Origin of the sequence: Ramlibacter paludis, from assembly GCF_022012305.1 — a bacterium.
GTDB lineage: Bacteria > Pseudomonadota > Gammaproteobacteria > Burkholderiales > Burkholderiaceae_C > Ramlibacter > Ramlibacter paludis.
This window is the reverse complement of record NZ_JAKLTM010000001.1, coordinates 289,281-303,600: the sequence shown is the minus strand read 5'-3', so window position 1 is coordinate 303,600 and position 14,320 is coordinate 289,281. Positions and strand designations below refer to the sequence as shown.

The window sequence follows — 14,320 nt, the reverse complement described above, 5'->3', positions numbered from 1 at the left end:
GGCATGAAACGCGTGTTCGTGCTCCTCGCCCTCGCGCCCACGCTGGGCTTCGCGCAGCTTCCGCTGTCGCAGTCGCGGCTGCAGGACGACTGCCTGCAGCGCCTGCGCATGCTGGTGCCGCGCGAAGTGAGGGTGCAGGGCGTGGACTTCTCGGCGCTCGGCAACTACGCGCAGTACTACGTCGTCCACTACCGCTTCGCCGGCCCGCTGGAGAACGGCAAGCGCAGCGCCGCCTGCACCTACCGGCGCGACGGGCAGTGGGTCAGTGACGATGCGGCGGCGTACCGTTTGGCGCGGGAGCTGGAACCCGCGCGCAAACGCTAGCCCGCTGCCGCGGTCACCACGATTTCGATCCGCCATTCGGGCTTGGCCAGCGCGGCCTGCACGGTGGCGCGCGGCGGCGTGTGGGCGGCAGGCACCCAGGCGTCCCAGGCTTCGTTCATGCCGGGGAAGTCCGCCAGGTCGGCCAGGAAGATCTGCGCCATCAGGATCCGCGTCTTGTCGCTGCCGGCGCGCGCCAGCAGGGCGTCGACCATTGCCAGCACCTGGCGCGTCTGGCCGCGGATGTCCTGCGAGCCGTCCTCCGGCACCTGGCCGGCGAGGTAGGCCACGCCGTTGTGGATGGCCATTTCGGAAAGGCGGGGGCCGACGTCGAAGCGCTGCAGGGGGTTGGGCATGGCGCGCAGGCTAGCACGGCGCGTGCAGCGGCGTGGGGAGAGCCGCGGTTCGCCTGCGGGCTCACCACGGCCTACGGGTGATCGTCGTGGGGAGCCGGGGTTGCCACCCCAGCCTACGGGGCGACGCTGCGATGACAACCGCGGCAATGCGCCTTACGCCGGGGTGGCAACCCCGGCTTCCCCGCGCCTCACTCCTGCTCTTCCCCCAGCAACTCCAGCAGCCGATCGACGAACTCCCCATGCGCGGGCAGGCCCTCCGGCCGGTCGCTCACATGCACCGACGCCGGCGCCACCAGGCATTCCCCCGCGTCGCAAAGCACGCCGAGCCAGCCCCCAGGCAGCGCGACATAGAACAGCCCGCTGTCCTGCACGGCAGGATTCGGTTGCACCCACAAGTCATGCAGGGCCAACTGCTCGCGCACCCGTGCCTCGCACACCAGCGTCTCGCCCCAGCGCCCCTGCGCATCGAAGTGCACGAGCGCCGTCATGCCGGGAGCTCCACGCGTGCGAGCGGCCAGCGCAAGCCCCAGGAGCGTGCCGTCACGGCCAGCAGCCGCTCGATCCGCAGCGGCTGCGAAGGACGATCGCGCAGGAAAGTGCCTGGAGCCATCACGTCAATCGCGCGAACGGATCGGGTCGAGGCGCAGGGTGCGAGGCGTCGTCATGGTCACTCCGTTGTTCTCAGGAAGGCGCCCATCATGGAAGCGCCGCCCGCGCAAGGGAACGACCGAGTTTTCACTTGCTTATCGGCATAAGCTCAAGGTCAGCGCGGGCCGGCCTGAGGCCTGTCCTACGCGAAGGCTTCACCGTGGCCCACAGCGCGGCAGCGCGTGCTGTCCTAGATTGGCGGCTGAACACAGCACACCAAGGAAAGACCATGCCCCAATCCACCAAAGATAACCAAGGCGGAAAGACGCACGCGTCCAAGAAGACGCATTCGAGCGGCGCGGTTTCGGACAAGGCCGCCGCCAAGAAGAGCGCACGCAGCGACAAGTCGCCCACCGGTCCCGTCAAGCACGGCGAGAAGCGGACCACGCCGAAGTGAGGCCTACCCCGGCTGTTCCAGCCGGGTCCTGACGCCGTACAGGGCCAGCAGCCCGAGTACGTGCCCGATGGCCACGCCGGGCTCGCCGGCTTCGATGCGGCCTATGGTCTGCACGTGCACGCCCAGGCGCGCCGCCGCGGTGGCCTGGCCTTCGCCGGCGGCGGTGCGGGCTTCGCGCGCGGCGGCGCCCATATCCTTGATCGCCTGCAGCGCCTGGCCGTCGATGTCGGCGGAGATGCGTTTGCCTTGAGCCATGGCGCGATTGTGACCGGCCTGCGCGCGCCGATCACGTCTCCAGCAGGCAATCCCTGGCGACGTCCTGCACCGACGACACGCCCAGCATCGCCATGTCGCGCGAAATCTCGTCGCGCAGCAGCGTGATGGCCTTGCGCACGCCGGCTTCGCCGCCGACCGCCGCTGCATAGTTGAAGGGCCGGCCGACGAAGACGAACTTCGCGCCCAGTGCCAATGCCTTGAGCACGTCGGTGCCGCGGCGGAAGCCACTGTCGATCATGACCGGCAGCTCGGGGCAGGCCTGCACGATGGCGGGCAGCACCCGCAGCGGCGAGACCGCACCGTCCAACTGCCGGCCCCCGTGGTTCGACACGATGAGGCCGTCGGCTCCGGCCTCCACGGCCATGCGCGCATCGCGGACGTCGAGGATGCCCTTGATGACCAGGGTGCCCGGCCACATCGCGCGGATCATGCGGATGTGCTGCCAGCTCAGGTGGCCGCGATCCGAGAAATCGCGCAGCACGCTGGCGGAGAGGATGGGCGCGCCACGCCGCGCGTAGTTGTTCTCGAAGTGCGGCATGCCATGGCGCACGATGGTCTTCAGGAAGGTCCCAAACAGCCAGCGCGGATGGGTCAGCCCCTGCCAGGCCAGCGGCAGGCTGGGCCGCAGCGGCGTCGAGAAGCCGGCGCGGATGTTGTTCTCGCGGTTGGACGCGATGGAGGCGTCCAGCGTCACCACCAGCGTGCCGTAGCCGGCAGCCTTGACGCGCTCGACCAGCGCGACGATCTCGGCCTCCGCGCCCGGCAGGTAGGCCTGGAACCACGCCTGCGGATTCGCCTGCACGATGTCCTCCATCCGGATCAGCGACGAGCCGCTCATCACCATCGGAATTTTTTCGTGCGCGGCCGCCTGCGTGAGCACCAGGTCCCCGCGGTAGGCGGAGAGGGCGCAGATGCCCATGGGCGCGATCCCGATCGGCGCGGACCAGGTCCGGCCGAGGAGGTTCGTCTGCGTCGAGCGCTTCGAGGTATCGACCAGGACGCGCGTCACGAACTCGTAGGCCTCGAACGCCCGCGCGTTCGCCCGCAGCGACTGGTTGCGTTCCACCCCGCCGGAAACGTAGGCGAACACCGGCCGCGGCAGGTGGCGGCGCGCGGCGACTTCGAAGTCGTCGAGGGAAAGCACATGCCCCATGCGCGCCGTCCGCTCCTTACTTCTCACCCCAGGGCATCACCTGCCACAGCTGCTTGAAATTGGCCTCGGTGTCCTTCAGTTCCGTGGCGTAAGCCTGCGGCTCGAGATAGCGCAGCGGGGCGAAGTAGCTGGCCGCCTTGGCCTGGAACTCCGGATCGGCGGCGGTCTTCTTCAGCGCCGCGACCAGCTGCTCGCGCACCGGCGCGGGCAGGCCCTTGGGCGCCGCGAAGCCGCGCAGGGAAGCCATGATGATGTCGTAGCCCTGCTCGCGGAAGGTGGGCACGTTGGGCGCCACCGTGGAGCGGGCCGCGCTCATCTGCCCGAGCTGGCGCAGCTGGTTGCCGCCCTTGACCGCGGCGAGCGCTTCGCCGATGTTCATGACGGCGACGGTGATCTGCTTGCCGACGACGGCGTTGAGCACTTCGGCGGCGCCCTTGAAAGGCACGTGGTTCATCTTGATGCCGGTGGCCTTTTCGAGCTGCAGCGCCGCAAGGTGGTCGTCCGAGCCGACGCCCGTGGTGCCGTACGACACCTCGCCGGGATGCGCCTTGGCATAAGCCACCAGGTCCTTCAGCGTCTTGAACTCGCTGTCGGCGCGCACCGAAATGTTGTCGGGATCGTCCACCACGTTGCCCAGCAGGTCGTAGTCCTGCCAGTGGAAGGCGGACTTGCGCTCGATCGGGATCGTGAGGACGTTGGGCGTGTTGATCATGCCGATGGTGTAGCCGTCGGCTGGCGCGCGCGAGAGCTCGCCGAAGCCGATGCCGCCGCCGGCGCCCGGGCGGTTCACCACCACGATGCTGGCGTTGTTGCCGAGGTACTTGGCCATGTACTGCGCGGCCAGCCGCGCGATCACGTCGCTGCCGCCGCCGGGGGCGTACGACACGATCATCTTGATCGGTTGATCGGGGAAGGCAGCCAAGGCCACGCCGGGGGCGGCGGCTGCGGCGGAGAGCACCAGGGCCGGCACGAGGCGGCGCAGGAGGGCGGTGAGGCGATGCATGTTGTCTGTCTCCTTCGGGGACGATGGAATGGGGGAAAAGGGCGCCTTCAGCGCAGGATCTGCGCGCGGCGCTTCTCGTAGGCAGGCCAGGCTTCGGGGTTGATCAGGCGCGGCGGACGTTCGCCGGCCAGCACGCCGACGATCTGCTCGGCACTGATCGCGGCGACGTTGCCGCGCGACTCGTGCGTCACGCCGGCCACGTGGTAGGTGGCGAAGACGTTGTCCATGGCCAGCAGTGGATGGTCCAGTGGGGGCGGTTCCTGGTCCCAGACGTCCACGCCGGCGCCGGCCAGGTGGCCCGATTGCAGGCCCTGCACCAGCGCCGCTTCGTCGTGGATGCCGCCGCGCGCCGTGGTGATGAAGATCGCGCCCTTCTTCATGCGGGCGAACGCCTTGGCATCCATCAGCTTCAGGGTGCTCGCATCGCGCGGGCAGTGCAGCGAAACGAAATCCGAGCGCGCCAGCAGTTGGTCGAACGTCACCGGCTGCGCGCCACGGCGAGTGATCTCTTCCGGCGACAGCAAGGGATCGGTCGCGATGACTTCGAGGCCGAAGGCGCGGGCCAGGGCGGCGACGCGCGTGCCGATGTGGCCGATGCCCACCAGCCCCACCGTCTTGCCGCGGATCTCGTGGCCCATCACGTCCTCGCGCGTGTAGCCGATCTCGCGCCGCATGCGGCGGTCGCCTTCGATCATCCGGCGCGAGACGCCCAGGATCATCGCCAGCGTGTGCTCGGCGACCGAGACGGCGTTGCCGCCGGCCTGGTTGACCACCAGCACGCCGGCCGCCGTGCAGGCGGCGACGTCGACCGTGTCGTAGCCGGCGCCGCTGGAGGAAACGCAGAGCAGGTCGGGGCAGCGGGCCAGCAGCGCGGCGTCGGCGAAGAATTCGCGCGGCAGTTCGTCCTTGGCCGCGGAGATGTGGAACACGTGCGCGGCCGACAGGATGTCCCAAGCCGCCGCGCTGTTTCCGCGAACCGGGAAGACGCGCAGCGCGATGTCGCGCTCGCCGGCCAGGCGCGCGTCGAAGGCCGGCGCGATCCACAGGTCGGAGCGGACGACGCGCTTCTGCGGGCCGGCCATCACACGGGCTCCGGGTTGCAGCCGATGCGCTGCAGCGTCGCGTCGATCCAGCGCGTGTCGAGCCGGCCCGCCGCGATGTCGGCCAGCATCTGCTTCTCGGCCTCCATCTTCTTGTGCGTGGCGGCGAGCACCTGTTCGGCTTCGTCGAAGGGGACGCACAGCAAGCCGTCGGCATCGCCGACGACCAGGTCGCCGGGGTGGATCACCATGCCGTCGATGGCGACCGGTACGTTGATTTCGCCGGGGCCGTCCTTGTACGGGCCGCGGTGCGTGACCCCCGCGGCATAGAGCGGGAAATCGCCGCGGCCGATCTCTTCCGAGTCGCGCACGGCGCCATTGAGCACCACGCCGGCCACGCCGATCTTCACCGCGGTGGCCACCATGATCTCGCCGAACAGCGAGTTGGTGAGGTCGCCGCCGGCGTCGACCACGATCACGTCGCCCGGCTGCGCCATGGTCAAGGCCTTGTGGATCATCAGGTTGTCGCCCGGGCGGCACTTCACGGTCAGCGCGGGGCCGGCCAAGGGGCCGCCCTTGTGCATGGGGCGCAGGCGCGGGCCGCCGGCCGTCATGCGCGTCATGCAGTCACTGATGTTGGCCACGGGCAGGCCGCGAAAGGCCTCGACGAGCTGCGCCGGGACCTGGCGGCGGCGCTTGAGAATCTGGAGTCCGAGCATGGGAGTGGGTGCGTGGAGGAAGGATGCAATGTACAATAAAAAAACAAAATGGCAAGCTATTCGGGTCGAGGGTTAACGCTTACAGAGTGAAGCCCAGCCGCAATTCATCGCCTTTCAGTACAAATCAGGAACAAACATGGCAAACGCAGCCGACAAGACCTACGAAGCCCTGAAGCAGCGGGTGGTCGGCGGCACCTATGCGCCGGGCGAGCAGTTGAAGGAGGAGCACCTCGCGCGCGAGCTGGACGTGAGCCGCACGCCGGTGCGGGTGGCCCTGAAGCGGCTGGTGGACGACGGCCTCGCCACGGCCGATCCGAACCGCGGCGTCCGCGTGGCCGAGTGGACCGAAGCCGACATCGAGGAGACCTTCGAGTTGCGCGGCCTGCTCGAGTCGCATGCCGCCGACCTGGCTGCGCGCCGCGGCGGTGTCGCACTCGCCGATCGTCTGGACGCACTCAACGACCGCATGGACAACGCGATCCGCGAGGGGGGCGACGAACTGCCCGAGCGCCTGCAGGAAATCAATGCGCGCTTCCACCGCGCGATCCTCGAGGCGAGCGGATCGCCGCGGCTGCGAACGATCCTCACCTCCCTGATCGACATGCCGATCGTGCTGCGCTCGCACTTCATCAGCACGCTGCAGGACAAGGTGCAGAGCCTCAACCACCATCGCGACCTGGCCGCGGCCGTGCGCGCGGGCGACGGGGAGCTGGCCAAGCAGGTGATGCAGCTGCACCTGCGCGTGGCGTCGCACCGCTTCAAGCGCCAGCGCAAGGAATTCAAGCCCGGCGCCACCGGCACCCGAGGGTGATCCCGGCGCTGGTGCCGTCGGGCCGGGCCGACTCGCTCGCCGCGGCATTCCTCGCCGAGCTGCGCCTGCGCGGCTTCGAGGGGGACATCGCGCAGGCGCACGCCGACCGCACGGTGTTCGCCACCGACAATTCGATCTACCAGCTCGCGCCCCAGGCCATCGTCTTCCCGCGCCACGAGACCGACGTGGTCCGCGTCGCCAGGCTCGCCGGCGAAGAACGATTCCGCGCGCTCAAGTTCGCGCCGCGCGGCGGCGGCACCGGCACCAACGGGCAGTCGCTCACCGACGGTATCGCGGTGGACTTGTCACGGCACATGAACGCGGTGCTGGAGGTCAACGCCGAAGAAGGCTGGGCCCGCGTGCAGGCCGGCGTGGTGAAGGACCAGTTGAATGCAGCCGTCGCGCAGCACGGCCTGTTCTTCGCGCCGGAGCTGTCGCCGTCCAACCGCGCCACCATCGGCGGCATGATCGCCACCGACGCCTCGGGGCAGGGCTCGGTGCTGTACGGCAAGACCCGCGACCACGTGATGGAACTCAGCGCGGTGTTCCTGGATGGCACCGCGTGGCGCTCGCGGCCGCTGACGCCCGCGGAGCTGGTCGTCGCCAAAGGCCGCACCGACCGGGTGGGGCATGTGTTGCGGGTGCTGGATCGCATCCGCGAAGACGACGCCGCGCTCATCGCGGAGCGCTTCCCCAAGCTCAATCGCTGCGTGACCGGCTACGACCTGGCGCACCTGTGCGACTGCGAAGGCCGCTTCGACCTGAGCGCGGTGATCTGCGGCGCCGAGGGCACCCTGGCGTTCGTCACCGAGGCGAAGGTCCGGCTCACGCCGGTGCCGCGCTGCACGGCGCTGCTGAACATCCGCTACGCCAGCTTCGACGCCGCGCTGCGTGATGCGGGCACGCTCATGCGGCTGCAGGCGGCGTCGAGCGAAACCGTCGACGCCACGGTGCTGGCGCTCGCGCGCAAGGACCCGGTCTGGCTCGCCGTCAGCGCATATTTCCCGGACGACCCGCAGGGGCCGGCCGAGGGCGTCAACATCGTCGAATTCGTCGCGCCGGACGAAGAGGACCTCGCTGCGCAACTCGCCCGCGTCGAGGCGGTGCTTGCCGCCGGCGGCGCCGGTCGCCGCGGCTACACGGTCGCCCGCGATCCGGCGACTGCAGCCGCCATCTGGTCGATGCGCAAGAAGTCCGTCGGCCTGCTGGGCAACATGCAGGGCGAACGCCGGCCCATGCCGTTCGTCGAGGACACCGTCGTGCCGCCCGAGCACCTGGCCGACTACATCCGCGAGTTCCGGGCGGCGCTCGATGCCCGCGGCCTGGTCTACGGCATGTTCGGCCACGTGGATGCCGGCTGCCTGCACGTGCGGCCGGCGCTGGACATGAAGGACCCCGCGCAGGAGGCGCTGGTGCGCGAGATCTCCGACGAAGTCTTCGCCCTGACGCGCAAATACAAGGGCGTGCTCTGGGGCGAGCACGGCAAGGGCCTGCGCTCCGAATACGTCCCCGAGTTCTTCGGCCCGCTGTACCCGCGCATGCAGGAGGTGAAGGCGGCCTTCGATCCGTACAACCAGCTCAATCCGGGCAAGATCGCCGCGCCGCCGGGCCACGAGCTCACGAAGCTGGATGCCGTCGGAACGCGCGGCCAGGCCGACCGCCGCATCCCGATCGCAGTGCGCCAGGCCAACCAGGATTCCTTGCACTGCAACGGCAACGCCGCCTGCTTCAACTACGACCCGGACGATGCGATGTGCCCGTCCTGGAAGGCGACGCGCGACCGCAAGCATTCGCCCAAGGGCCGCGCATCGCTCATGCGCGAGTGGCTGCGCCTGCTGGCGGAACAGGGCGTCGACCCTACGCAGGCGACGCCGCGACGCTGGCTGGACCTTTCTGCCCGCGCCTTGCACAGCTGGCGGGCGCGCCGCGGCGGCGGCGATTTCTCGCTGCAGGTGAAGGAGGCCATGGACGGCTGCCTGGCGTGCAAGTCCTGCGTCGGCCAGTGCCCGATCAAGGTGGACGTGCCGGCGTTCCGCTCCCGCTTCCTCGAGGCTTACCACGGCCGCTATCTCCGGCCCGCGCGGGACTACCTCGTGGCGGGGCTCGAGACCTGGCTGCCCTGGGCTGCGCGGTTTCCGCGGCTCGTGAATGCCGTGACGCACAACCGCTTCGGCCGTGCCGGCGCGCGTGCGCTCGGCCTGGTGGCGCTGCCGGAGCTGGACACGACTTCCTTGGCCTCGAAGCTCGCGGGGGCAGGCGTGCGGGTCGCCAGCGTGCAGGCCTTGCGGGCACTGACGGAGGAGGAGCGCAGGCGCAGCGTGGTGGTGGTGCAGGACAGCTTCACCTCGCACTACGACACCCAGGTCGTCCTCGACTTCTGCGAGCTGCTGCAGCGCCTGGGTTTCCGGCCGTGGCTGGCGCCCTTGCGCCCCAACGGCAAGCCGGAGCACGTGCTCGGCTTCCTCCAGCGCTTCGAGCGCACCGCCGCGCGCAATGCGCGCCTGCTGCGCGAACTCGCCGCCACCGGCGTCGGCCTGGTAGGCGTCGATCCGTCGATGACGCTGACTTATCGCGCGGAATACGTCAAGGCGCTGGGGGCGCAAGCGGTCCCGGAGGTGGCGCTGCCGCAGGAATGGCTGCTGCGACACCTCGACGCGTTGCCGCAGCTGGAAGGCGAGGGCACTGCACGCTGGGCGCTGCTGCCCCATTGCACGGAGCGCCAACGCTCCCGCGGCCAGCGCGCAATGGGTGCCGCTCGCGGCGCGCTTCGGCATCGAGCTGCAGGTGGTGGCCAGCGGCTGCTGCGGCATGGCGGGGCTGTACGGCCACCAGCGTGCCCATCGCGCGAGCTCCGAGGCCATCTACGGACTGAGCTGGAAGCCCATCCTCGCCGATGCGGCGAATGCGGGCCGCACTGTGGCGACGGGCTACTCCTGCCGCTGCCAGGCGGCGCTGGTGGACGGCGCGGCATTGGTGCATCCCTTGCAGTTGCTGCTGCAGCGTCTTCGCCAAGCGTAGTCCGGCGCCTACAAGGTTTGACGCGGCGACCTTCCAGGCGCGCAGCACGCTGGGGCTGACAATCGACGGCCGGCCACCATGGCCAACGAACTCACAAGGCCCAGGTTGAACCCATCCCAGGAAGCAGAGCGTCTCCGCCTTTTCGTCAGCCGCATCAGCGACTACGCCATCTACATGCTGGCACCCGATGGCACGGTTGCGAGCTGGAACGCCGGCGCCCAGAGGTTCAAGGGCTATACCGCGGACGAGATCATCGGCCAGCACTTCTCCCGCTTCTACACGGAGCGGGAACGCGAAGCGGGAATTCCGCAGAAGGCGCTGGCACTGGCCCGCGACACCGGCAAGTTCGAGGCCGAAGGCTGGCGGGTGCGCAAGGACGGCACCGAGTTCTGGGCCAGCGTCGTCATCGACCCGATCCGGGACGAGTCGGGCGAACTGGTCGGCTTTGCCAAGATCACGCGCGACATCTCCGAGAAGCGCGCCGCGCAGCAAGCCCTGCGCGAGAGCGAGCAGCGTTTCCGCATGCTGGTGCAAGGCGTGACCGATTACGCCATCTACATGCTGTCGCCCACGGGGGAGATCACCAACTGGAACGCCGGCGCCCGCCGGATCAAGCAGTACGAGCAGGACGAGGTGCTGGGCTCGCACTTCTCGCGCTTCTACACGGAGGAAGACCGGGAAGCCGGCAAGCCGTACCGTGCGCTGGAAGAGGCGACGGCCAAGGGCCGGTTCGAGGCCGAAGGCTGGCGCGTGCGCAAGGATGGAACGCGCTTCTGGGCCCACGTCGTGATCGATTCGATCCGCAACGAGGCCGGCGAGCTGGTGGGTTTCGCCAAGATCACGCGCGACATCACCGAACGCCAGCAGGCAGCGCAGGCATTGGAAAAGGCCCGCGAGATCCTGTTCCAGTCGCAGAAGCTGGAAGCCATCGGCAAGCTCACCGGCGGCGTGGCGCACGACTTCAACAACCTGCTGAGCGTGATCACCAACGGACTGGACCTGCTGCGTCCGACCGTGAAGGATCCGGAGGGGCTGGGCCTGATCGAGAGCATGGAGAAGGCGGCGATGCGCGGCGCCTCGCTGACGAACCAGCTGCTCACGTTTGCGCGCCAGCAGCCCGTCACGCCCGAGCCGCGCGACCTGAACCGCGTGGTCGCGGGATTCGAATCGGTGCTGCGGCGGGCGACGCGCAGCTCGGTCAAGTTCGAGATCGAGGTCGCCGGCGAGCTGCCCTCGGTGATGATCGACATGGCGCTGTTCGAAACCGCGCTGCTGAACCTGGTGGTCAATGCCAACGATGCGACGCTCGACGGCGGCAGCATCCGCGTCACCACGCACGTGAGCGATCTTGCCGATGCCCAGGTCGGCTCCCTGCCCAAGGGGCGCTACGTGGTCGTGTCCGTGCAGGACACCGGTTCGGGAATGAGCGAGGACGTGATCAGCCGCGCGATCGAACCCTTCTTCACCACCAAGCCGGTCGGCAAGGGCACCGGGCTCGGCTTGAGCCAGGTCTACGGCATGGTGCAGCAGTTCGGCGGCGAGCTGAAGATCGTCTCGCAGCCTTCGCAAGGCACCACCATCTCGCTGTATTTCCCGGCTTCTTCGGAAGCGCCGGTGCAGGACGCCGGGCCGCCACCGAGCGACAAGGTGCTGATCGTCGACGACCAGCCGGACGTGCTCGACATGGCCACCGAGATGTTCCGCACGCTCGGCTTCGACGTGATCACCGCCGCCTCGGGCCGGCAGGCGCTCGAGATCCTTTCGCGGACGCACGACATCCACCTGCTGTTCTCCGACGTCGTCATGCCGGGGCTCAATGGGGTGGAACTGGGCAAGAAGGCGCAGGAGATTTCGCCGCAGACCCGCATCCTGCTGTCCTCGGGCTACACCACGCCCGCGGGCAGCCTCAAGGGCTTCGAGTTCGTGGCCAAGCCTTACCGGATGGCGGACATCCTGAAGAAACTGCGGTCGCTGGGCTGAACGGTCAGCGCAGGCGGCCGGTTTCCGCGTCGATCACGACCAGGCTGACCTCGCCTGCAGCGGTGAGCACGTGGATGCGCCACACCACGCTGTTGTCCATGTACAGCCCTTGCTCCACCTTCAGCACGCGGCCGGGCGTCTTCTTCTGGGCAAGGGCTGCAGCCTGGTCGCGCCCCACCGCCGCCCAGGCGGACGGCAGCAGAGCTCCCAATCCGAGGAGCAAGGCGATGATGGAGACGGTGAGGCGTTTCATGGGACCTTCTGGTGGTGTTGCATGCAGGATAGCGCCACCAACCTGAACGAATGAGGAACGGTTCGCGCTTTTCCGAGCGAAAAAAAAGCCGGCAAAGCCGGCTTTCCGAGGACAGTGTCCAGTGTTCAGTAACGACCGCCGCCGAAGCCGCCGTTGCCATAGCCGACGTCCGAACGGTTGCTGGCCTTGAAGCCGACGTCCGCGCCGGAGCGGCCCGAGCCGCGGCCTTCTTCGCGCGGGCGGGCCAGGTTCACGGTGATCGAGCGTCCATCCACGGACCGGCCATCGAGCGCCTTGATGGCAGCCTCGGCAAATTCGGCGGATGCCATTTCGACGAAGCCGAAGCCCTTGGAGCGGCCCGTTTCACGGTCCATCATGACCTTGGCGGAGGAAACGCTGCCGAATTCGGCAAAGTTGGATTCCAGGGTGGAATCGGTGACGGAGTAGGGCAGGTTGCCCACGTAGATTCTGCTGCTCATGGCGAGCCTTTCTCAATGGTGCGCAATAGCGCGCACGGGTGCCGCGCAGCAACCTGCCGCGCGATGCGCAACGTCAAAAAGACATCTGGAGGGATTCGGACAACGACGCGGCGGATCGCAAGTTCGCCGGAGGGAGACAGTAATACCTGGAAGAGCGACGATCCGCTCGACGTTCAGCAGCGCCGAGGGTAGCACGTTACGCGTTTTCGTGCAGGGTGCGGCTAACTTCGGCTCCTGCCGTACGAGCGGTCCTGCAGGTAGATGTTCACGAGCAGGAACACGCCGCCGAGCGTGGCGCCGATGAAGCAGACGATCGCCAGGCCGGGGTAGCCGAGCAGGCGGAAGTCGGTGTCGACGCGCATCAGCAGCGCCGCGCCGATGATCAGCGCCGCGAGGACGAGGCCGGTGGTGACGCGGTTGGCGATCTTCTGCATGCCTTCGATCATGCCGGTCGCGTCCGGTGCGCGGACCTTGATCTCCAGCTCCTTGTCCGCCACGGCGTCCATGATGCGGTTCACGCGGCCGGGCAGTCCCGCGGCAAAGCTCTTGAACTCCATCGCCGCCGTGAGGAAGCTCCCTTCGGTGGCCTCGCGCTTCATGCGCGTGGACAGGAGCTTCCCCGCATGCCGGCGGACCGCCGCATTGGGGTCGAACTGCGGGTCGAGCACGCGGCCGATCTCGTCCAGCTGCAGCAGCGTCTTGGCCAGCAGCGCCAGCTCGCTGGGCACGAAGAAGCCGCAATCCGCGGCGACGGTGCTGATGTCCAGCAGCGTCTGGCCGATGTTCACATCCTTCAGGCCGCGGCCCTGCTCGCGCGCGACCAGGATTCCCAGGCGGCGGCGGAAGTCCGCGGCGTCGGCCTCCTCGGTCTTCTCGCTCACCTGGATCAGCGATTCGGCTGCCTTCTCGCTGCGCCCATCGCTCACGGCCAACAAAATCTTGAGCAACTGCTCCTGCATGTCCGGCGTCGTTCGGCCCACCATGCCCAGGTCGAGCAGCGCCAGGCGCCCGTTGTCGGTGATGAATACGTTGCCGGGGTGCGGGTCGGCATGGAACAGGCCGTCCACCAGCACCTGCTTCAGGTACGCGTGGAACAGCTCGTCCAGCAGGGCGGTGCCATCGACCTCCAGCCGCGAGAAACCCGAGAGCTTGGTGATCTTGGTGCCGTGCACGCGCTCCATCGTCAGCACGCGCTTCGTGCAGTAGTCGGGGACCGGCTGCGGCACGGCCAGGCGCTCGAACTCGCGCAGGCTGCGGCCGACCGCGACCAGGTTCTGGGCCTCCCGCTCGTAGTCCAGCTCCTCCTGGATCGACACGCGGAACTCTTCCAGCATCAGCCGCAGGCGGTGGCGGCGGCCGACGTCGGTGTGGGCGTCGAGGAAGTGCGCGATCTGCGTCAGCACGTCGAACTCGTCCGCCACCTGCTTCGCTACGCCGGGCCGCTGCACTTTCACGACCACGGGCGTGCCGTCGCGCAGCGTCGCGGCGTGCACCTGGCCCAGCGAGGCAGCCGCGATGGGCTCCGGCTCGAAGGACTGGAAGGCCTTGGAGATGCGGGCGCCGAGCTCCTCCTCGACGATCGCACGGACCTCGTCGAACGCGAAGGGCTTCACGTCGTCCTGCAGGCGCGAAAGCGCCTTGACGTAGCCGGCGGGCAGCAGGTCGGGCCGGCTCGAGAGAACCTGGCCCAGCTTGACGTAGGCCGGCCCCATGGCTTCGAGGTCGTCGGCCAGCTGCTCGGCGCTTTGCTCTGCAGTCTCGCCGGCCGGGCCATCGCCGGCGCGAACCGCACGTCCGTGCTTCCACATCAGGCGGGCGATTTGCCGCCAGCGCTGCAGGTGATCGATACTGGTTGTCATGCGGCCG

The 14,320-nt window shown here is 68.6% G+C and carries 15 protein-coding genes and 1 pseudogene; 5 read left to right on the top strand and 11 right to left on the bottom strand.

The window, feature by feature from the left end:
* Window positions 1-3 precede the first annotated feature (3 nt).
* A complete protein-coding gene (locus LZ009_RS01535) occupies window positions 4-324 on the top strand; it encodes a hypothetical protein (RefSeq protein ID WP_275696116.1) in 321 nt (106 codons plus the stop codon).
* On the opposite strand, the gene LZ009_RS01530 is transcribed toward LZ009_RS01535, so the two are convergent.
* From LZ009_RS01530 to LZ009_RS01520, 3 genes are all read right to left on the bottom strand, one after another.
* Complete coding sequence (locus tag LZ009_RS01530; protein ID WP_275696115.1) at window positions 321-677, bottom strand: RidA family protein; 357 nt, start codon at window positions 675-677, stop codon at window positions 321-323. The genes LZ009_RS01535 and LZ009_RS01530 overlap by 4 nt on opposite strands.
* Before the next feature lie 188 nt (window positions 678-865).
* On the bottom strand, window positions 866-1,165 hold the full coding sequence (locus LZ009_RS01525) for a hypothetical protein (RefSeq protein WP_275696114.1): 300 nt from the start codon (window positions 1,163-1,165) through the stop codon (window positions 866-868).
* Complete coding sequence (locus tag LZ009_RS01520) at window positions 1,162-1,287, bottom strand: hypothetical protein (RefSeq protein WP_275696113.1); 126 nt, start codon at window positions 1,285-1,287, stop codon at window positions 1,162-1,164. The genes LZ009_RS01525 and LZ009_RS01520 overlap by 4 nt, the downstream gene beginning before the upstream one ends.
* 267 nt (window positions 1,288-1,554) lie before the next feature.
* Between LZ009_RS01520 and LZ009_RS01515 the strand changes: the two genes are divergently transcribed.
* Entirely contained in the window at window positions 1,555-1,722 is a 168-nt protein-coding gene (locus LZ009_RS01515) for a hypothetical protein (protein ID WP_275696112.1), read from the top strand.
* Between the two features lie 3 nt (window positions 1,723-1,725).
* Here the strand turns inward: LZ009_RS01515 and LZ009_RS01510 are convergent, their stop codons facing one another.
* Genes LZ009_RS01510 through LZ009_RS01490 form a run of 5 tightly spaced genes read right to left on the bottom strand, consistent with a single transcriptional unit; the run spans window position 1,726 to window position 5,913 of the window.
* A complete protein-coding gene (locus tag LZ009_RS01510) occupies window positions 1,726-1,977 on the bottom strand; it encodes a helix-turn-helix domain-containing protein (protein WP_275696111.1) in 252 nt (83 codons plus the stop codon).
* 31 nt (window positions 1,978-2,008) lie between these two features.
* Window positions 2,009-3,151, bottom strand: a complete 1,143-nt coding sequence (locus LZ009_RS01505; protein ID WP_275696110.1) for an alpha-hydroxy acid oxidase — start codon at window positions 3,149-3,151, stop codon at window positions 2,009-2,011.
* A gap of 16 nt (window positions 3,152-3,167) precedes the next feature.
* The gene (locus tag LZ009_RS01500) at window positions 3,168-4,154 is read right to left on the bottom strand and encodes a tripartite tricarboxylate transporter substrate binding protein (protein WP_275696109.1); all 987 of its coding nucleotides are present in this window, start codon (window positions 4,152-4,154) and stop codon (window positions 3,168-3,170) included.
* Between the two features lie 47 nt (window positions 4,155-4,201).
* Complete coding sequence (locus tag LZ009_RS01495) at window positions 4,202-5,236, bottom strand: hydroxyacid dehydrogenase (protein ID WP_275696108.1); 1,035 nt, start codon at window positions 5,234-5,236, stop codon at window positions 4,202-4,204.
* Entirely contained in the window at window positions 5,236-5,913 is a 678-nt protein-coding gene (locus LZ009_RS01490) for an RraA family protein (RefSeq protein ID WP_275696107.1), read from the bottom strand. The genes LZ009_RS01495 and LZ009_RS01490 overlap by 1 nt, the downstream gene beginning before the upstream one ends.
* 136 nt (window positions 5,914-6,049) lie before the next feature.
* Between LZ009_RS01490 and LZ009_RS01485 the strand changes: the two genes are divergently transcribed.
* The 3 genes and pseudogenes from LZ009_RS01485 to LZ009_RS01475 all read left to right on the top strand — a co-directional run bounded on the left by LZ009_RS01485 (window position 6,050) and on the right by LZ009_RS01475 (window position 11,722).
* Window positions 6,050-6,724, top strand: coding sequence for a GntR family transcriptional regulator (locus tag LZ009_RS01485; RefSeq protein WP_275696106.1), 675 nt, complete (start codon window positions 6,050-6,052; stop codon window positions 6,722-6,724).
* Window positions 6,721-9,742 (top strand): annotated as a pseudogene (ydiJ, locus tag LZ009_RS01480) (D-2-hydroxyglutarate dehydrogenase YdiJ). Before LZ009_RS01485 ends, ydiJ begins: the two are co-directional and overlap by 4 nt.
* Window positions 9,743-9,847: 105 nt before the next feature.
* Window positions 9,848-11,722, top strand: coding sequence for a hybrid sensor histidine kinase/response regulator (locus LZ009_RS01475; protein ID WP_275696105.1), 1,875 nt, complete (start codon window positions 9,848-9,850; stop codon window positions 11,720-11,722).
* A 4-nt stretch (window positions 11,723-11,726) separates the two neighbouring features.
* Here the strand turns inward: LZ009_RS01475 and LZ009_RS01470 are convergent, their stop codons facing one another.
* The 3 genes from LZ009_RS01470 to LZ009_RS01460 form a co-directional block, all read right to left on the bottom strand.
* Window positions 11,727-11,975 carry a PepSY domain-containing protein gene (locus tag LZ009_RS01470; protein ID WP_275696104.1) on the bottom strand — a complete coding sequence of 83 codons (249 nt, stop codon included), beginning with the start codon at window positions 11,973-11,975 and terminating at the stop codon, window positions 11,727-11,729.
* A 125-nt stretch (window positions 11,976-12,100) separates the two neighbouring features.
* Window positions 12,101-12,454, bottom strand: a complete 354-nt coding sequence (gene rbp / locus LZ009_RS01465; RefSeq protein WP_275696103.1) for an RNA-binding regulator — start codon at window positions 12,452-12,454, stop codon at window positions 12,101-12,103.
* Window positions 12,455-12,675: 221 nt separating this feature from the next.
* Window positions 12,676-14,313 carry an ABC1 kinase family protein gene (locus LZ009_RS01460; protein WP_275696102.1) on the bottom strand — a complete coding sequence of 546 codons (1,638 nt, stop codon included), beginning with the start codon at window positions 14,311-14,313 and terminating at the stop codon, window positions 12,676-12,678.
* Window positions 14,314-14,320 lie beyond the last annotated feature (7 nt).